Raw genomic sequence first — 18,394 nt, 5'->3', positions numbered from 1 at the left:
GCGCTTCTATTTCTTGGAATGAAACTATGAAAAAACTGTCTCGACAGAACCTAGAAGATATCCTCTTTGGCGCGACCATTCTTGGCACAGGTGGCGGGGGCGAAATCTCGGACGGATTGGCAATGATTGATGACGCCCTTACGAAGGGCAAAAGCTTCAACCTCGTGAGCTTAGATGAGGCCCCAGAGGATGCCCTTGTTTGTACGCCTTATATGCTTGGGGCAATCTCGCCTTTGCCGGCCGAAGAAGAAAAGAAATATGAACGTTTGCCGCGTATGGCTGAACCGTCCATTCTGGCGGCTTTCAATCGTTTTGAAGACTATTTGGGAAGAAAGTTCTACGGAACCATTTCTTGCGAACTGGGTGGATCAAACACTGCAGCAGCGTTTTATGCAGCAGCCATGGCAGATGCATACATCATCGACGCTGATCCTGCCGGACGCGCTGTCCCAGAGATCACGCATTCCACATACTATATCAATGGGTTGCCCGCTGCACCAATTGTGACTGCCAACGCATTCGGAGAGACTATTATTTGCGAAAACGTCATGGACGACGAGCGCGCTGAACACATCGTTCGAGCCCTGTCTGTCGTCAGCAGAAATGATATCGCAGCAATTGATCATGCGCTGGAAATTCGTGAAATTCGCCACGCGGTCATTCCTGGCGCGATTTCAATGGCCATGCGCATGGGGGAAACATGGCGTAAAACCAAAGGGCGTGGAGCCGACGTTCCAGAAGCAATTGCGAATGAAGGGCGAGGCGCCGTCGTCTTCCGTGGGATCGTCGGTGAAAACAGCTGGAAAACTGAAGACGGGTTCACGATTGGTGATATTGCCATTGAAGGCACTGGTGAGCATTCCGGAGATCAATACCGAATTTGGCTGAAGAACGAGAACATGATCGGGCGCTTAAACGACCAAGTTCATGCGACGATCCCGGATCTCATTTGCTTGATAGATATCGAAACGGGCGATCCTGTGACCAATCCAAACTATTTTAGAGGTCAGAAAGTATCGGTGGTGATTTTGCCGGCGCCGGCTCCGTTCCTGACACCAAAAGGACTTTCAGCATTTGGGCCTGCATATCTTGGGCTGAAACAATCCTATCAGCCCGCGCTAAAGTGATTTGCGTTCGCCGAGGTTGCTTTACCGCTGCAATGATACCGCCTTTCGACCCGCTTGGTTTGTTAATGCACTTTTAATTGCAGGATTGAAATTCGACTGGGGCGAATGGCTGCTTGTTGCTCGCTGTGTGTAGCAATCGTGTCTATTGGAGGGCTGGATGCGGTCATCTGGCCAGTGAGGTTTGATGAAAATTTCGCTGCAGCCGTGCTATCGCACCGCCGCAAGGCAGCTTCGAACCCAAAGTGACTGGTGCTGCGGGAGGCACGAAGGTCGGCTTAGTCGTTCATTATTGTCACCTGTTTTTCAAAACCCCGTTTGGATTCTGTTGGTGCTATCTCCGCGCAGCTTGCGAGCCTCGCTCGTGGCGTGCGGCCACACCACCGCCAAAGCGATGATCGGAAGCAAAACCATAAAAATGACCATATAGGGCAGAGATGCCATGAGCTCTGGGTCGCGGCCGTACCAGATGGAATTGGAAAAATCGGAGATCTCAGTGGCGATCCGCGACAGATAGACTACAAGGAAAGCTACGTAGCTGCGGAAAAAGAAGGCGGCCAGTACCAGTCCACCTACGGCGACCAGGTTTCGTGTGATGTAGAGCGACGCGAGATAGCTCGTCCCGGTCTGATCCGGATGCATGATTGTGATGTCCTGCATGCCAACAATTGTTACACCGGTTATCAAGAACAGCTGAACGGCAATAAGAAGGTATATCCACAAAGGAAGAAACCTTTGTTTCTTTAGGGAGTCAGACATGAGATTTCTACTTTCCTTGGAACTTGTATTCGGGGCGGGGTTGACCATGCTTCGCGGCTTCAATCGCGCCCAAGAGGCTGCCTTGGCAGTCGTCGCTCATAAGGGTTTTCCCCAGCATTGCGGGCATCAATTCGTCAGCAGCGGTAATGCCGCCGTTTGACCAAGCACGCAGGAGTGTCTTGTGGTCCGCATGCGCCAGGGTGGCCCCTTTGGCCAGCTTCTCTACCCAACCTTGACCCGCTTGCCTCAAGTCAATTGTGGCATTGGCTCTAGGTCGCATTCTCAACAAGCCGCAACTTGGCTAAAATTCAGCTTATCAAATTGATCAGTCAGGAATTGCTGTGCCGCGACGACCGAATATCCCGCACTCTGAGCGAAACTGCAGCTGGGCCCGTACACTCGACATACTGGGGGATTCCTGGAGCCTGCTAGTGATCCGGGAACTGATGGTTGGTGTTGATCGTTTCACGCTGATGCAAGAGCGCCTTGGTATTTCCAAGGGTATACTTACGGCTCGCCTCAAGCATCTTGCCGACCATGGCTTGGTGGAGGCCATCCAGAAAGACAAAGAACATCCTCGCTATGGGCTAACCGAAAAAGGTTATGATCTCTTTGCAGTTCTTGTTGGTATCGGCCAGTGGGGGGACAAGTGGGTCTTTGGGAAAGACAATGAACCCATCTCGGTTCTGGACGGCCGTTCAGGAAGCAAACTTGCGCCACTTAAAGTACAAACAACCGATGGCGTTACACTTTCCCCAGAGCAACTTCGTTTTGAGGCTGGACCAGGCGCCAATGATGCCACGCGCCAATCGCTGGCCAAACTCTTATCAAGCAAGTCTGACTAAACTGAATAGCGTGCATTAGCGCATGCGCAGCGAATTCACACTTCGTCCGCGTTGTGTGAGTTCATCCCGTATTAAGTTTCGCTAACGCAGCGAATGACCGCAAAGCGTGCTGCTGACGCAGCATTGGCCAGTACCGGTCAACGGCAGGAATGGGCCGTCTGCGATCGGTTTCCGAGGTTATTCTCATCAGATGCTGCGATGCCTCAGAGGGCAGAAGTGAGCCCATTTTCGCCGATGCTGCAACATGTACGAATGTCGGCTATTGGTAGCCCCACCTTCGACACAAAGCTCAGCAGTTGCGAAATTCTTCGGGTGTCATGCCTTCCCACTCCCGAAAGGCCCGGTTGAAAGAGCTTGGCTCCTTGTAGCCAATTAGGAATGAGATTTCATAGAGCGGTAGGGTTGACGTTGTGAGGTAGTGGCGGGCCAAATCGGCGCGGGTGGCGTTCAAAACGGATTTGAAGCTTGCGCCCTCTGTCTGAAGGCGGCGTTGTAACGTCCGTGTCGTGATGGACAACGTCTCGGCCACATGGCTTGCTGTCGCGGTGCCCGCTGGGATCGCCCGCATCAGGGCGATACGCACTTGATCCGTGACTGAAGTTCCGCTTTGAAGCTCTGCGAGTTGATCGCGCAGTTTGGGTTCAAAAGCGCTCCAGATCGCGTCATTGCTGCTCAGGAAATCAAGCTCGGCGTCTGTTCCGGAGAACGTCAGAGACACCTCGTCGGCCCGCGTAAGCGGCGCACCCAGATAGTCCAGGTAGTCAGTCAGAGAGGAGGGCAAGATTGGGACCGTGACCTCGCGCGGCGCGATGTTAAACCGTGTGCATTTGCGTGCGAGATACACCCAGAACAACATATCAGCGAGCAAGAACCCCAGCGGCGGTTCCAAATGAAGCGGCCACCGCCAGATGATTTTAAGCTGCTTGGGTGTGTCTTCGATGTCTAATGTGATTGGTCCCATCAGGGCTTTGTAGCGCCTGATCCTCTCCGCAGCCTGGCGCAAGTTGTGGGAACAGACCGCAGAGTACAGTGGCGGTGAAAAGACCTCTACATCAAGCGACTTGGCCATCAGGATGGGAATTTCAAGGTCGTTTCCAGCCTTCTCCATGGCCTTCCAGAACCGAAAGAAACTGGCTGCATCCAAGGTTACCGGTAGCTTTTCAAAAAGTCTGGGGGATAACCCGGCGCGTCTTAGGGTCTCACCAACCGGCAGGTTCATTTCAGAAAACAGAATGCGCCAGCCGGGGTTTAGTGTGAATTTCTCGTTCTTTTCCAATCGCATAATTAAGACATACCGCTGCAACTTTAGAACTAAAAGGGGATAGCCTAATTGTGATGAGCGGAAGTCGAGGGCACGCTTCATGACATGCCCTCAAACAGAATTTTCAGGCGCCGAATTGGCCCCGGATCATTGCCAGATACTCGGGGTCGTCCATCGCCTTTCTGGCTGCGATGATCTGTTCAGCATCCTGACCTGCAATATAGCGCAATTGTTTGGTGCCGTCGGTGGCCGCCGCCCAGATTGTTTCGGCCACTCTGATCGGATCAGAAGCGTTTTCGATTCCTCCACTCATGGCACCGGTAACGCGGGCGACATAGTCTTGGTATTCCGTCAGAGACGGATCGAGGTTCATGTCAAAGGATGTGGTGGCAAAATTGGTGTTCATAACCCCAGGCTCGATCAGCTTCACCTTAACTCCAATTGCAGCCATCTCGTGAGACAGCGCCTCACTCATCCCCTCCACGGCAAACTTTGATCCGTGATACATGGTTCCAAGCGGGAAGGTGATTTTACCACCCATAGACGAGATATTGATGATCGTTCCCGAGCCGCGCGCACGGAAATGCGGAATAATCGCCTGCATGACCAACATGGTGCCGATCACATTGACCTCATATTGCATCCGCATCTTGTGTTCAGGCGTGGCCTCCAGCAGTCCGTAAGAGCCGTAACCTGCATTGTTAACAACAACATCGATTTGGCCGAACCGCTCAATGCCAGCGGCAATTGCTGTTTCGATGGTCTCTTTTTTTGTGACATCGAGCGCCGTGACCAAAACGTTGTCCAACGCATTTAGTTCGGCGTCGCCTTCAGGATTTGAACGGATTGTTGCGATGACGTTCCAGCCTCGTTCCTGAAAATACTGGGCTGTCAGACGGCCAATGCCACTGCTGCAGCCGGTGATAAGGATCGTTTGTGTGTTCATGGTCTATCTCCAAATTTTTGCAGGGCTTAGAAGTCCTTTTTACGGAAACTGTCTCGGACAGCATCACCCATTAGACATGTGAGGTTCATCCAGGTCGGCTCAACTGAGAAGCGAGCCATATTGTCAGCCATGTGATCAAACGCCAGTTTGTTTGTGTTCATCATGTGGCCCATCGACATGAAATTGGCTTCGATGATCGACTTCTCGATATTCTCGTAATTCAGCAGATTGCCGAAATTGCCGTGACCAGAGACAAAGTCTTTGCCTTCTTCATTACCACCCCAGGTCAGATAGGGGCTGAGGAAGATGAACGGCGGCATAGTGTTTATGGCAATACCACCGTATTCCATGTCGGTCACGGCTTGATCAAGCGTAGCTTTGTGGGCTTTTTTCGTGTCTTCGTCGATCAGGATTGCGCTGCCAAGAGTGCCCAGAAGTTGTTCGTTACAGAACTCAACCGCGCCAGGCAGGAACTCTGCCGCATTGGCCGGTAAGTCCAATGGCACCTCGTCAATGATCTGGCAGAACGCTTCGTTTCGGCTCGCATACCCGCCGGGTTCCGTATCCGGCACCAATAGGAAATCGCTATGTGGGAACTTACCGTTTTCGGGTTGCAAGACTTCGGCCTGCGGATAGGCTTCTTTGAAGCCCTGCATGACGTTGTCTGATCCCGGATAGTAGCTGCCTGCCGCCGGTGTTTTCTCTGATATCGCGAGACGGAGCGCATCCAGAAAAGCCTCACGCTGCGGCCAGTGTTTGCTGGTCACCAGCGTCTGAACCCGCCCGCAGACCGCACCGCCGTTCATCTTAGACATGGTGGCAATTTGCAGCGCCTGATGGTCGATTTCCTTTTGCGTCCAAGGGCGATCACCAGGTACGACAATACAAGGGTTGTTGCCGCCACATTCGGAGATCAGAGGCGTGTCCGTGGCGGACATGATCGCCTCGGCGGTACCGGTACCACCGGTGAAATAGATCTTGGTTAGGCGTGGATCCACGGTCAGATCCCGGCCCTGATCAGATGCACAAAAGCTGAGCGCGCCATGTTTGATCAGCGGCTGCATGATCTTTTCCCAAACCGCATCGGTTTCCTCGTTCAGGTGATGGGGCTTATGCACAACAGCGCAATTCTCAAAGAACAGGGCTTTCATCATCTCAAGCGAAGAACTGTAGTTCCCGGCACCCAGAACGGCGATGATCCCGGCAGGCTTTTCCATAGGGTTGACCTGTGTCGGAGCGCCTTTAACACGGATGCGATCCTTGCGGTCGGCATACATCAGCTTGTCTTTGCGCTCCTGCGGGAAGACATAGATATCATACAGGTCATCGCCCACCTTTTCGACCTTGAGCGGTTGTAGCATCTTGCCGTCGATGATGGATTCATAAAGGCTGATCGCCGCGCTGATCGTGCTGGCCATGGGGACCACAGTCCCGACTTTGGACACCGGGTCGGAAAACAGCGGTGCGCCCAGGATGTCATTTTTCATCTTACTGTCAGAGGCGGCTAGGTCGTCGGCATATGTTTTAATGTTGTCGCGCACTTCCTCGAGCAGATGCAGGCGCTCGGCCGGCGAGGTTTTGGCCCATTTTTGAGGGTCCAGATGATCAATCGCTTCCTTGGCAATCATGGTATTCGCTCCGTAATGAATGTCGTTTTCCGACCCATTTTGAGTTTCTCAAAACAGGTTCCGATGAGCTGAAGATGGCAATCCGCAGCTGTTACGTCATTTTCAGTACGTGCCATTCGATTAGCAGAACACGCCAAATTCGCGGAAGTAGGTTTAACCTTTGCCTTCAGTCTACGCGGCCTAGCTGTTTGTAAAAAGCAGCCATCGGCGCAACCGCAGCGAAAGCTAACTTTTGTCCGCGAACTGTAAGTTCACGGCCTCTTCGAATTTGCGATTGCAGCGAATGGCAGCAATGCGGGTAGCAAACGCAGCATTGGAAGGTCGTGTTCAAGGTCGGGTTTGGGCCGAGTGCGGACAACGCAATTTCGGCGGAAAGTAGACGTTCGCTGCGACGCCATGCAACGTTTCAATTAAGCTGAGGTAAAGCCGTTAACGAATTACAAATACCTGCTTTCCACTGATGATCGAATAATTGTTCAGTTGAAACGGCTTCGCGAAAATTCGTACCAAAAAGTTGCAGCGCCATTGTGAATCGGCGCTGCAGATCCCTGTTCTAATTGAACCGCGCTAGGTGCTTTGTTTGTCCCGCAAGTTGTCTCGGTATAACGCCTTTGCCAAAGACACACACATTAGGCCCATCACCATGGTGAATGGGAGTGCGCCAATGATCATTGCATTTTTCAGAGCATCCATCGGATTGTTTTCACCAGCAGCCAAAATCAATGTACCGATCACTGCAGTTAAGACTAAACCCCAAACGATACGATGCTTGATGCCGGTTTCTTGGCTGCCTCCCGACATAATCGTATTCATCACGAGAATTCCAGAGTCGGCGGACGTGACGAGAAATGTCATGATCAAGACAACACACATGATCGTCAAGCCGGTTAGAAGTCCGCCGTCGATCATCACGCCCAGCGTCGCAAATAGTTGATTGGTCTGGCTCGCACCAGTAATTGCGCCAGCAGCTTTTCCTGACAACTCCAGATCGATCGCGGTGCCGCCCAGAATTGTCATCCATGCAAAGCAAACCATGGCTGGCGCGAAGACACACCCAATGATGAATTCGCGTACAGTGCGGCCTTTTGAGATACGAGCGAGAAACAAGCCAACAAATGGCGAGAATGCGATCCACCAGGCCCAATAGAAGGTTGTCCAGCCAGACTGCCAACTGAACTGGCGGCCATCGTTACCTGCAGCATAGACTGCGGCCAATGTTTCTTCGTCTAACTCAGCAGCTGCGCCAGTTAAGCCTGACTTGAAAGTCTCAAAGCCGTCAGATCCGCCCCAGGCACCCCATGCATTAGTGGCACCACTAAACAGTTCATCCGCCAATGGCTTCGCTGCTTCAGGAATTGTCGCCGCGAAGTCGGCGGCAGACAGCGGGCCGTATGCTCCAAACGCGAGTGAAACGAAGTTGATCATATAGTCGATGAATGCCGAGCCGTAAGTTGACATTGCAAAGCCAAAGGAGCCAAAGACAACGAAGGTTGCCAAGAGGATCAGTGACAATACCAGATTGAGGTTCGACAGGTATTTTACCCCGCGGCCCACACCCGAAACAGCCGATAAGATCGACAATCCCATGATCACCACCAGGCCTGCAACCAAGCCAACTTTGCTAGGCGCCGGTACATCACCACCCATATTCATGATCCAATCCATGCCGGTGATAGCATAGACACCGTCAATAAACTGGCTCACCCCAAAGCCGATCGTTACAGACACACCAAGGATCGTCGCAACCACACCCAGCACATCAACAACATGGCCCAAAAAGCCATTCATTAGAGAGCCAAAAAGCGGAGTCAGCGCTGATCGGATAGTTAGTGGCATGTCTCTTGTGTAGGCGTAGTAGGCCAGGCTTAATCCAGTTACGACATAAATAGCCCAAGCATGGAAACCATAATGCGCGAAGGTCCAGCGATAGGCATATTTGACAGATTGCTCGGTATTGCCTGCGGCATCACCCGCTACAACCACGGGGTTCGATCCCCAAAGGCTCAGAGGCTCTGCCGTCGCAAAGACCATCAGGCCAACGCCTAGGCCTGCGCCAAACATCATTGAAAACCACGAGAAATTAGAAAATTCTGGAGTCTCGCCCGGTGCACCCATCACACGAGTGCCGGATCCCGGTAGTAGCGCGACAATCACCAGGAAGAAGATGAACATGCCGACGATGATGATGTAGAACTGATTGAATACTGCCAGAATCTGACCGTTCAGTGTTCCCAATGCACCATTGGCATTAGCTGGAAAGACCAAAGCCCAAAGAACCAGGGCAATCATTATACCCTTGCTGATCAATGCGATCGGTAGGCTGTTATTCTCGTAAAATCCTGAATCCTGAGTTTTGATCTCAAGATCCGTAAACGGCGGTTGAATAGACATGAATTCCTCATCTGTTGGATGCAGTTTTTTGCTGTACCTAAAGCTCTGAATTAACCTCCGATTTTCCCACGTGACGCTTCGATTTAGGCAACGCTATTGTTTTTCGTAGGGAGTCTTTGTTAGGGCAGCCGCGATCTAGTAAGAAGATTCAACATCTCCGGTTTCAACGTAGATCGACTTCTCCTGAGTGTAGAAACCAATCGCCGCCAGTCCGTTTTCGCGCCCAATTCCCGAGTTCTTGACGCCGCCAAACGGCATTTCAACAGGCGTCAGATTGTAATTGTTGATCCAGATCGTGCCAGCTTCGAGCTGACCCGCAAACCTATGGGCACGGGCTAGATCACGTGTGAATACTCCGGCAGCCAAACCAAATTCCGTATCGTTGGCACGTGCTAGGACCTCTTCCTCGGTGTCAAAGGTCAAAACGGACATTACCGGTCCGAAAATTTCCTGGCGTGCGATCACCATTTCGTCGGTCACGTCGGCAAAAACTGTTGGTTGGATAAATCGTGCCCGATCGCACCCTTCAACTTTGGTACGGCCCCCACCGGTTACCAATCGGGCTCCTGCTGACTTACCCTTATCAAGATAGGTCAACACCTTGTCGGCATGGTCGTTAGTCACCATTGGACCCATCTGAGTTTCCGGGTCCATTGGGTCGCCCAACGTGATCGCTTCAGTGCGTTCCTTGAGACGCGACAAGAAATCTTCCAAAACATTGTGCTGCACAAAAACGCGCGTACCATTCGAACAGATCTGGCCGGAAGAATAGAAGTTTCCATTCATGGCAGCACTCACGGCATTATCCAGATCGGCGTCTTCAAAAATCACCAGTGGGGATTTTCCGCCAAGTTCCAAAGTAACGTGCTTCAACCCTTCGGCGGCACTGGCCATCACGCGTTTCCCGGTTGGTACGGAACCGGTCAATGATATCTTGTCCACATCAGCATGCGTGGTCAGAGCGGCACCTGTGTCTCCAAACCCTTGAACCACGTTAAACACCCCATCCGGGAGTCCAGCTTCCTGCAATATCTCAGCAAGCTTTAAAGCTGTCAGTGGTGTCACTTCCGATGGCTTGAAAACCATTGTGTTGCCTGCTGCCAGTGCTGGCGCCACTTTCCAACAGGCGATTTGGATTGGGTAATTCCAAGCGCCGATACCCGCACAGACGCCTAAGGGTTCACGGCGTGTATAAGCAAACGCACCGCCCAATTCGATCATCTGACCATTGATTGACGCTGCAAGACCGCCAAAGAACTCTAGACTGTCGGCACCTGAGGCCGCGTCCGCCACAAGAGTTTCTTGAATCGGTTTGCCCGTATCAAGTGTTTCAAGCTCACTGAGTTCCCGGTTTCGCTCGCGGATAATATCAGCCGCGCGGCGTAGAATACGACCACGTTCGACCGGCGGCATCGCAGCCCAAGCAGGCTGTGCCTGTTTTGCTGTCAATACTGCCCTATCAACCGTGGACGATGTTGCGCTTGTTAGTTTGGCAATGGTTTCACCGGTAGCGGGGAAGATCGACGTGAATACCACGCCATTTTCATCCTCAACAAATCGACCGTTGATGAAATGTGATCCTTTGGGTTGCGCGCGCATCAGTCTTTCTCACCTTCCCAACGCACCTGTTGCGCCCTGTTGTCGGCAGACATGAAGGTATCGTGATACATGTAACTGTTGCGGATCGGAGATGAGATTACCCAATCAGCGCTTGCGCCCGCCTGTACGGTCAAAGTGTCGCCCGCTTGGAGGTCAACTTTGTGTCCGTTGGAAAAGCTGAGCACGGCCGCGCCCTCATGCACAAACATAGTCACCGTACGATCGTATTCGTAGCTAAAGGCTGGATCCGCACACTCCCAAATTTCCCAACCCGCAATCTTGCGTTTTGTGTCTTCGGTCGCTTTGCGGCGTTTAAATAGGTCCGTGTCCAAAATACGTTCGTTGAGTCGTGTCATTGCATTCTCGCTTCAGACGGCCCGGTGATAGGCTACTGCCTCACGGGGTAAGGGTTTGCGGCCAAGAATCATGTCCGCGGCTTTTTCAGCAATCATGAAAGTGGCGGCGTTAATGTTAGCGCTGGGAACTGCTGGAATGACCGAAGCATCGACAACCCGAAGACCTTCGATGCCCCGGAATTTAAGCTCCAGATCGACGACAGCACGGGGGTCACCATCGGCCCCCATGCGTGCGGTGCCGCAAGGATGGTAGGCCGATGAGGCATCCTCGCGAATAAACTCGTCCCAATCAGCATCGGTTTTCACATGGCTGCCTGGCAAATCTTCCCGCTTGTGGAATTCCTTGAATGCAGGCTGGGCGAGGACTTCGCGTCCCAGTTTAAGCCCTTCTCGCATGACAAACCAATCGTGATCTGTTGCCAGATAATTTGGGTCAATCAACGGAGCATCACTAGGATTACCGCTCGCCAATCGGATGGTGCCTCTACTTTCAGGGCGCATTGGGCCCGCACCCAGCCGGTATCCGTTCTTGGCAGGATCCGGGATCCAGTTCGGACCAAACAGGATGGGGAAGAAGTGGAACTGGATGTCTGGATGCGTCGTTTCAGCGGTCGAACGCAGGAAGGCACCAACATGGCATTGGTTTACAGCGGCCACACCACCTTTCCAACCAAACCACTGAATGCCTGCCCACAACATGAGATGAGGTTTAAGGTACTTGTTCAGGGACACCGGTTGATCGGTTTCGACCTGCACATGCGCCTCGAGGTGATCTTGCAGGTTTTCGCCTACCATAGGGGCGTTGAACATCACCGGAATACCTTTGTCCTTCAGGTGGTCCTCAGGGCCAATGCCTGAAAGCATGAGTATATGAGGTGTTCCAAATGCCCCTGCTGACATGACAACTTCGCGATTGGCGCGCACCACTTTGACCTTGCGGCCTTTGGCGTACTCGACACCGACTGCACGGCCGTTTTCCACAACAACCCGAAGCACCTTGGCCCCAGTTAAAACGGTCAGATTGTCGCGTTTTGGTTGCGAATGAATGTAAGATCGTGCCGAGGTGCTGCGATATCCGCCCTCCACCGACATTTCAAAGCGGCTTACACCCTCCTGCGAGAAACCGTTGACATCTTCAGTCAGCGCATGCCCAGCCTGCTGCCCTGCTTCAAGAAATGCCGCATTCAGTGGATTGAGGTGTTGAATAGGCTGTGCCTTAACCCCGACCATTCCGTCACTGCTACGATATTCATTTGCGGGACCATCCCGGCGTTCAAATTTCTTGAAATAAGGGAGACAGTCAGCAAAGGACCAGCCTTTGCAGCCCTCAAGCTCCGCCCAATCATCGTAGTCGCGCGGGTTTCCACGCAAGAAGGTCATTCCGTTGATCGAAGACGAGCCACCTAAAGCCTTGCCGCGCGGCTGGTCAATTTCCCGATTATTCAGGTGTTTCTGAGGTGTTGTTTTGAACCAATAATTGTATTTACTGGTTGGCTTGAAAGCGGAGCGCAGGCCAGCAGGCATCTGCAAAATCCAGTTCCGATCGTCCCCGCCGTGCTCCAACATAAGGACCGAATAGGTGCCGCCTTCACTCAGCCGGTGAGCCAGCACGCATCCTGCAGTGCCGGCGCCGACGATGATATAATCATAAGAACTCACAGATAGTCATCCTCAAACGGGCAGTCAGTAAGAGGTACAGGGCCATCAGCCGTGATCAGTACGGGTTGCTCGAGTTTAACCCCTTCATCGCCGCCGACCGGACCAATATAGCTCTCGACACAGACACACATGCCCTCTTGGAAGGTGCCGGAATATTGCCAGGTTTCGTGATCTTCAGGGTAGTAGATCACCGGGTATTCGACACCAAAGCCAATGCCGTGGATCATCTCTGCGTAGCGGTTTGGCACATAGATATCGTGCATCTTCCAGCTCAGCTCACCAAATTCTTCGAAAGTCATGCCCGGGCGCAAAAGCGCCATGTTGTGTTCCATCTGCTCATAGGCGTGAGCGTAGAGCACGCGTTGCTCGTCGGTTGGCTTCCGATCTCCGATGACAAAAGCCCGCGTTTGGTCCGCGAACACGCCATCAGGCCCGATCAAATCGCTGTCAAAAACGAGCATTTCACCGTTTTCGATTTTCTTGTCCGTCGACTCTGTGAACCAAGGATTGGTGTGATGCCCCGAAGCAAGAAGTCGGGTTTCCTGGTACTCGCCGCCATGTCGCATATTGTATTCGTTCATCTTCGCGAGAAGGTAGTTTTCCGTCACGCCAGGCTCTGCAAAACCGCGCATATAGGCAATCGCATCGGTGCAAACTTGCATTGAATTCTTGATGATCGACACTTCATCCATCGACTTGATGGCGCGCGCCATTTCCATCGGGCCTTTGGCGTCCTTCATTTTGATCCCGCGATGTTGCAATGCTAGCATTGGGAGAAGGTCAGCACGGTCAATGCCCAAGGTCGCTCCACGTCCACATGTTGAGTGTAGCAAGTCCACGATCTCGTCAGCCCATTTGTTCGCATGCTCTTCAGCACGATGGCCAGAACCGAAGTAGTCCCAGCTCTTTGCTGGTCGTGTTTCCTGAATTGTTTCTAGGTCGTCAGAGAGGTGCTTTGCACCACCATAGTCGAATAGGACAACTGGGCCTTCGACTGGCACAAAGACATAACGGCTAAGGTGATGTGAGGTCCAAACCTGCATGTTTCGGCAACCGGTCGAATACCGAAGGTTCAGCGGATCAAACAGAACCGCGGCATCCATTTTGAACTGCGCGAGCAGTTCGCGCGTACGGTTTAAGCGGTAAGCGCGGACACGCTTGTCATCAATGATTTGTGGCAGATCCAACATGACTCACCTTTGCAACAGAAAGTAGCTTCAGTTTGCGATGTTGTTGTGGTTAACTCAAACGAAACAATATTAACCACTGAGACAATAAAACTTAATAATGCCGCCAATCATCGATCTTGATTTGATCAAAACCTTCCTCACCGTCGTAGAGACAAAGGGGTTCAAATCTGCTGCATTGCAATTGAACAAGACGCCTGCAGCCGTAAGCCAACAGATAAAGAGGCTTGAAGAAGTTCTTGGAAAACGTGTGTTGGATCGCAGCAACCAGGGTGTGTCCCTGACCTCTGCGGGCGAAATACTTCGCGATCGGGGGCAACGCCTAGTCGCGCTGAACTACGATTTACTCGGGGAACTACGACAAGATGAACTGTCCGGCCCGCTGAGGTTTGGCGCTCCAACGGACTATGCGCCGACATTACTCCAAGAACTTCTGCCTATCTTCCAACGAGACTTTCCAAGGGTTTCCCCGAGTATTTTCTTGGAACCCAGCCGTTCCCTTCGGCCAAAGGTTGCCTCAGGTGTCTTGGATATGGCAATCCTAGCTCGAGAGCCGGGATCAGACGAAGGATTTGAATTGTGGACCGAAGAAGTTGCCTGGTTTGGGTCTGCAGATTACAGGGGCGGCCCTGCGCAATTTGGCGTGCTAACGACTGATTGTGTACTTCGCGACCGTGCCCTGCGCGATCTAGATAATTATTCCGGACCGAATGATCTCGTACTAGAGGCAGCAACGGTCGCTTCCTTGTGCGATGCCGTCAAAGCCGGGTTTTGCCATGCGCTTTTGCCGGTTAATATCGCCGATGGATTGCAACGTGCCACAGGGTTGGCCTCTGGAACCTCGCTACAGCTTACGTTCTGCCTTATTGCCGGACCACGCTTCGATTCAAAGAGGGCTGAACAGATTGCCAGAAAATTCAGAACGACAATTAGATCAGGATCGCATGGTACGTGAAAGACTGATTTGGCTGTTCGGGCGGAGCCTGTCTAATCCGCTAGGCCATTATAGCATTGAGAGCCGTAAATAGCACTTACGGCTCTCTGTGAAGTTCAGAAATGCAGACCTGTTTGGGCGTTTCGTCTAGAGTAACAATACCCAAAAAGTTGATTTACTTCACTTCGTTTTCGTCCGCATACATGTATTTATAGCGATCATCGCCTGTTGGTTCTGGGGGCAAATTGGTTGGAACCAATTCGGGTTCCATTCCTTTGCCGACCCATAGCTCCGCGGGTTGGAATGGTAATCCACCCGTCGCCCAGTTCGGACGGTTTTCATCTTCCTTCCACCAGAACCAGGCAATTTCCAAAGGTTCGGTATCAGATGCGTTTCTGATCCCGTGGGGGTCAAACGGGCGGGTGTAGATCCAAGTGCCTGGCTTGGCATGTGTCACTTTATCGTAGTTGTAAAACTCGGCTTCGCCTGAGACCACTAAATAGATTTCCCAAGATGCATGTTGACCAACGCCATAGACCCCGCCGGGCTCAAAACTAAAAGTCCCTGCCCACATATTCTTGGCTTCCAATGGCGCGCCTGGCCCGACGACAGTTGTATAGGAATATTGGGTATTTGGAACGGCATCCATTTCGACACCGTTATCCTCAGCCCAAGTCAAAAGCTTTTTGTAACGGTTGGATTGCGTGGTTCCTTGATCCTTCATGTCGTCCCAATGCATGGACCAGGGAAGGCCTCGAAAACCTGTCACGGGGTATTTTGTGCCAAATTCATTGTACTCGCCCTCGGTCTTGATCGCCTTCGGGTCCAAGATTTCCGCCGATGCGATGTTGCTGCACAAGCAAACGGCGGCCATTACTAAAGTTGCTGTTCTTTTCATTGTTACCTCCTTGCATCCGAAACCCAGTTTGCACTCCGGTTTTCGGTTGGATTGTTCTAAGAATACAGCTGTAGAGGCACCCCATCATGGGAGAGGTGAGTAAGGCAAACTAAATATGATTACTTACTATTTAAATAATATTTGTTCATGACTTCATCGAGATTGGTATTTTGCAATCTGATGATTTTTCAAGATGATTTTCGGCTCGGATCACTTGGCGAGCACAGCATTTGCTACGGACGCAAACGCGATTTAAGCGGCGTTGTTCAAGGAAACTGCACGGTTCTAGATAATGCCAGCGTTTGGGAATTAGAAATTGCACCGCCCTTGCCGAAGATAACTTGTCGCCATTGAGCAGTGGCTCTTTCAAAATGGAATGTCCAATGCGCTAGACAAAGCAAGCATTGGTGCAGCCGCAGCGAATGTCTCCTTTGACGGGCTGCACAACAGCATCAATGACCTCGACGAAAGGCCGCTAAGGGCCGGACACAGCCACTCGGTGCCGTTATATGATTCGAAATTCTTGCTTGGAAACGCGCAAAGCCTGGCCAACAAGCTTTCTTAGCAAGCCAAATGTTTCCGTCTCAGAGCTGTGGGACAATTTTTTTTACTGAAAATCACTTGCGAAAAGCACTCCGAAAGCGTGTGCATCCCGTTTTCACCGATGAATAAATCACCCTACGAACACTTTGACTGCGCCGTTTTTCGCAAACATTTCAGCTTGATATGAGTTCGATGGACTGCGCCCAGCGCGGCTTTGGCCGGTTCGAGGAATTGCTAAGAGGTGTTCTTGATGGCGACATTTCCGCTTTCAAAAATCCAGAAAAAACCGGGGTCGCAGCGATCTGCATTAGCCTCGAAACTCTGAACTCGATGCGCTGAACGAAGTGAATTTCAGTCATAATCTAGTCGAATTGAAGCCCGCATTCGCGGGCTTTTTTGTTTCCAAAATCTGAATTTCGCGGGATCTTTGTCCAAAATTCGCGAAATCTTTGCTCCCAGCCAATTTTGGTGAAAAATAACTTATTGAATTATAACCAATTTTCCGTTTGATTGGAGATAACTTTACTCCGATCTACAGAGCCTGCAAATCGGGATAAAGTTGTCTCGAAATCGGGACAAAGATCGCGAGGCTTTGGTGAGTTATATCTTGCTTGAAAGCCAGCTAAGTGAATTCAGCTAAATCTGTAGCGAATGATCTGAGTGTCTGAGCGACATCACACCTGCCTATGTCTAACTTGCGCGTACCCGAGCCATTCAGGAACAACGGGCAAGGATCATACAAAGTCCTTCGAGGCGCGGCGATTGAATGATAGCAAACGCGTAGCATTCTCTCACCAACCAACTGAGCCAAACACGTGTATCAAAACGCTTTGTTTGGCCCCACAAGAGCTGATCTCAGACAATCTGAACCGCTTTTTTGCACAGAATGTTGGGTCGCTTTGAATCCATGCTGGGCCTCTATGTCGTAACTTTAACCAAAGCATTTTGTCTCAATTTAGCCGGTTGTATTAATAATTAATTACCACCTGCAATTAATTGGATGTGTGTTACGCTGTTCTTCCAATGATCCCAGCGTTATGGTTCAAAAAACGACTTAGAGTGAGAAGAGCAATCGTGCAGTACCCCCATACCCGACAGGCGAAATCAGAACGTGGCACCTCTGTACTCCGTCAGCAAAATCGGGAAATGATCGCAAGTATTATCCTTCAAAATGCGCCCATTACCCGCGGTACGATCAGCGAATTAACGGGGCTCACTGGAGCGGCGGTCTCACGCATCACCAGAGAACTGATAGATAGTGGCTTGATCGCAGAAGGTGACGCAATTGCGACTCCAAAACGCGTTGGGCGCAGAGAGTTCGAACTCGTCGTCAACCCCGAAGGGGCCTACTTTCTTGGGATATCAATCACTGCGAACCGTCGAAATGTTTGCCTGGCGGATGCAACAGGTCGCATCCTAGAAATCGCTGACTGCAGTGATTTGTCTTTTGCTGATCCACAAAATTTCCTTGATGAACTTTCTGCGCGAACTCTAGCCCTTGTGGATAGCAATGATCTCGACAAGAGCCGATTGCTGGGGGCCGGCGTATCAATGGCGATGTCATCAGGCATAGCCGATGGCGACACGGTACAAACCGTCGATTCCAGGCCGTTGGGTTGGACCAATGTTCCTGTCCAGTCGATGTTAACGGACAAGTTGCAAATGCCTGTGGTCGTCGAGCATCGCGCCAGTGCATTGCTTCGAGGTGAAATTCGCGCAGGGCATCGCAATGGCAGCGTATATCTCGTAAACGCAGCGCTTGGTTTCGGATCTTCTGCCTATTTCAATGGACAGTTCTTCGTTTCGGGTGATCCTGGCTTCGGTTCAATTTCAAACTTTGTAGTGGAGCCTTCTGACCATGGCGGGGCCAGCAAACGCCTCGAAGACGCAGCATCAGGCTTAGCTGTCATCAGGAAGCTGTACGGTGAAGTCTCTGTCCCAGCGGATGCTCTCAGGCAAGCAATTTCTGAAGCAAATTCTGGCGATATCAACGCGAAATCTGCATTCAATGATGCGGGTCGCGCGTTGGGAACAGCGCTCCTTGCAGTGGCGACGCTCATGGCTCCGCAAACGATTGTATTGGCAGGGGAGGTTGGGCGTCAGAACGATTTTCACTCAGGTGTAGAAGAGGTTTTGAAAGCCCTGCCAGAGATTGAGTTGGCGCGTAGTGATATCAGTTCGGAGGACTCTGCACTTAGCGTGGCAATGCATAATCTGCTAGCAAAGGTTGGAGCGATTTGAGCGCCTAATATGTTGATCATCAA

General features: G+C 51.6%; 15 protein-coding genes. 4 read left to right on the top strand and 11 right to left on the bottom strand.

Annotated elements, in window-relative coordinates:
* The first annotated feature begins 26 nt into the window (after nt 1-26).
* On the top strand, nt 27-1,127 hold the full coding sequence (locus M0D42_RS09305; protein WP_265018336.1) for a DUF917 domain-containing protein: 1,101 nt from the start codon (nt 27-29) through the stop codon (nt 1,125-1,127).
* A 303-nt stretch (nt 1,128-1,430) separates the two neighbouring features.
* On the opposite strand, the gene M0D42_RS09300 is transcribed toward M0D42_RS09305, so the two are convergent.
* On the bottom strand, nt 1,431-1,883 hold the full coding sequence (locus tag M0D42_RS09300; RefSeq protein WP_265018335.1) for a hypothetical protein: 453 nt from the start codon (nt 1,881-1,883) through the stop codon (nt 1,431-1,433).
* 7 nt (nt 1,884-1,890) lie between these two features.
* Nucleotides 1,891-2,163, bottom strand: a complete 273-nt coding sequence (locus M0D42_RS09295; protein ID WP_265018334.1) for a hypothetical protein — start codon at nt 2,161-2,163, stop codon at nt 1,891-1,893.
* A gap of 61 nt (nt 2,164-2,224) precedes the next feature.
* Between M0D42_RS09295 and M0D42_RS09290 the strand changes: the two genes are divergently transcribed.
* A complete protein-coding gene (locus M0D42_RS09290; RefSeq protein ID WP_265018333.1) occupies nt 2,225-2,728 on the top strand; it encodes a winged helix-turn-helix transcriptional regulator in 504 nt (167 codons plus the stop codon).
* A 289-nt stretch (nt 2,729-3,017) separates the two neighbouring features.
* Here M0D42_RS09290 and M0D42_RS09285 read toward each other — a convergent pair whose 3' ends face one another.
* The 8 genes from M0D42_RS09285 to M0D42_RS09250 all read right to left on the bottom strand — a co-directional run bounded on the left by M0D42_RS09285 (nt 3,018) and on the right by M0D42_RS09250 (nt 13,758).
* Entirely contained in the window at nt 3,018-4,091 is a 1,074-nt protein-coding gene (locus tag M0D42_RS09285; RefSeq protein WP_265018332.1) for an AraC family transcriptional regulator, read from the bottom strand.
* 22 nt (nt 4,092-4,113) lie between these two features.
* Complete coding sequence (locus M0D42_RS09280) at nt 4,114-4,935, bottom strand: SDR family oxidoreductase (protein WP_265018331.1); 822 nt, start codon at nt 4,933-4,935, stop codon at nt 4,114-4,116.
* Between the two features lie 26 nt (nt 4,936-4,961).
* Nucleotides 4,962-6,563 carry an aldehyde dehydrogenase family protein gene (locus M0D42_RS09275; RefSeq protein WP_265018330.1) on the bottom strand — a complete coding sequence of 534 codons (1,602 nt, stop codon included), beginning with the start codon at nt 6,561-6,563 and terminating at the stop codon, nt 4,962-4,964.
* A gap of 567 nt (nt 6,564-7,130) precedes the next feature.
* Nucleotides 7,131-8,954: a BCCT family transporter gene (locus M0D42_RS09270; protein ID WP_265018329.1), complete on the bottom strand. Its 1,824-nt coding sequence runs from the start codon at nt 8,952-8,954 to the stop codon at nt 7,131-7,133.
* A gap of 135 nt (nt 8,955-9,089) precedes the next feature.
* The gene (gene betB / locus M0D42_RS09265; RefSeq protein ID WP_265018328.1) at nt 9,090-10,553 is read right to left on the bottom strand and encodes a betaine-aldehyde dehydrogenase; all 1,464 of its coding nucleotides are present in this window, start codon (nt 10,551-10,553) and stop codon (nt 9,090-9,092) included.
* A complete protein-coding gene (locus M0D42_RS09260; protein ID WP_265018327.1) occupies nt 10,553-10,909 on the bottom strand; it encodes a cupin domain-containing protein in 357 nt (118 codons plus the stop codon). The genes betB and M0D42_RS09260 overlap by 1 nt, the downstream gene beginning before the upstream one ends.
* A 12-nt stretch (nt 10,910-10,921) precedes the next feature.
* Nucleotides 10,922-12,568, bottom strand: coding sequence for a choline dehydrogenase (locus M0D42_RS09255; protein ID WP_265018326.1), 1,647 nt, complete (start codon nt 12,566-12,568; stop codon nt 10,922-10,924).
* Complete coding sequence (locus M0D42_RS09250; RefSeq protein WP_265018325.1) at nt 12,565-13,758, bottom strand: M24 family metallopeptidase; 1,194 nt, start codon at nt 13,756-13,758, stop codon at nt 12,565-12,567. The genes M0D42_RS09255 and M0D42_RS09250 overlap by 4 nt, the downstream gene beginning before the upstream one ends.
* A gap of 97 nt (nt 13,759-13,855) precedes the next feature.
* On the opposite strand from M0D42_RS09250, the gene M0D42_RS09245 reads away from it, so the two are divergent.
* Complete coding sequence (locus tag M0D42_RS09245; protein ID WP_265018324.1) at nt 13,856-14,710, top strand: LysR family transcriptional regulator; 855 nt, start codon at nt 13,856-13,858, stop codon at nt 14,708-14,710.
* A 154-nt stretch (nt 14,711-14,864) separates the two neighbouring features.
* Here M0D42_RS09245 and M0D42_RS09240 read toward each other — a convergent pair whose 3' ends face one another.
* Entirely contained in the window at nt 14,865-15,587 is a 723-nt protein-coding gene (locus M0D42_RS09240) for a dimethylsulfonioproprionate lyase family protein (protein ID WP_265018323.1), read from the bottom strand.
* A 1,617-nt stretch (nt 15,588-17,204) separates the two neighbouring features.
* On the opposite strand from M0D42_RS09240, the gene M0D42_RS09235 reads away from it, so the two are divergent.
* Nucleotides 17,205-18,371: an ROK family transcriptional regulator gene (locus tag M0D42_RS09235; protein WP_265018322.1), complete on the top strand. Its 1,167-nt coding sequence runs from the start codon at nt 17,205-17,207 to the stop codon at nt 18,369-18,371.
* Nucleotides 18,372-18,394: the final 23 nt, after the last annotated feature.

Origin of the sequence: Cognatishimia activa (assembly GCF_026016445.1) — a bacterium.
Taxonomy (GTDB): domain Bacteria; phylum Pseudomonadota; class Alphaproteobacteria; order Rhodobacterales; family Rhodobacteraceae; genus Cognatishimia; species Cognatishimia activa_B.
The sequence above is the reverse complement of the archived record's forward strand: the minus strand, read 5'-3'. Positions and strand labels throughout refer to the sequence as shown.

Coding starts and splice junctions, on each gene's coding strand:
- M0D42_RS09305 (WP_265018336.1), top strand. CDS start 27: ATGAAAAAACTGTCTCGACAGAACCTAGAAGATATCCTCTTTGGCGCG.
- M0D42_RS09300 (WP_265018335.1), bottom strand. CDS start 1,883: ATGTCTGACTCCCTAAAGAAACAAAGGTTTCTTCCTTTGTGGATATAC.
- M0D42_RS09295 (WP_265018334.1), bottom strand. CDS start 2,163: ATGCGACCTAGAGCCAATGCCACAATTGACTTGAGGCAAGCGGGTCAA.
- M0D42_RS09285 (WP_265018332.1), bottom strand. CDS start 4,091: ATGAAGCGTGCCCTCGACTTCCGCTCATCACAATTAGGCTATCCCCTT.
- M0D42_RS09280 (WP_265018331.1), bottom strand. CDS start 4,935: ATGAACACACAAACGATCCTTATCACCGGCTGCAGCAGTGGCATTGGC.
- M0D42_RS09275 (WP_265018330.1), bottom strand. CDS start 6,563: ATGATTGCCAAGGAAGCGATTGATCATCTGGACCCTCAAAAATGGGCC.
- M0D42_RS09270 (WP_265018329.1), bottom strand. CDS start 8,954: ATGTCTATTCAACCGCCGTTTACGGATCTTGAGATCAAAACTCAGGAT.
- betB (WP_265018328.1), bottom strand. CDS start 10,553: ATGCGCGCGCAACCCAAAGGATCACATTTCATCAACGGTCGATTTGTT.
- M0D42_RS09260 (WP_265018327.1), bottom strand. CDS start 10,909: ATGACACGACTCAACGAACGTATTTTGGACACGGACCTATTTAAACGC.
- M0D42_RS09250 (WP_265018325.1), bottom strand. CDS start 13,758: ATGTTGGATCTGCCACAAATCATTGATGACAAGCGTGTCCGCGCTTAC.
- M0D42_RS09245 (WP_265018324.1), top strand. CDS start 13,856: ATGCCGCCAATCATCGATCTTGATTTGATCAAAACCTTCCTCACCGTC.
- M0D42_RS09240 (WP_265018323.1), bottom strand. CDS start 15,587: ATGAAAAGAACAGCAACTTTAGTAATGGCCGCCGTTTGCTTGTGCAGC.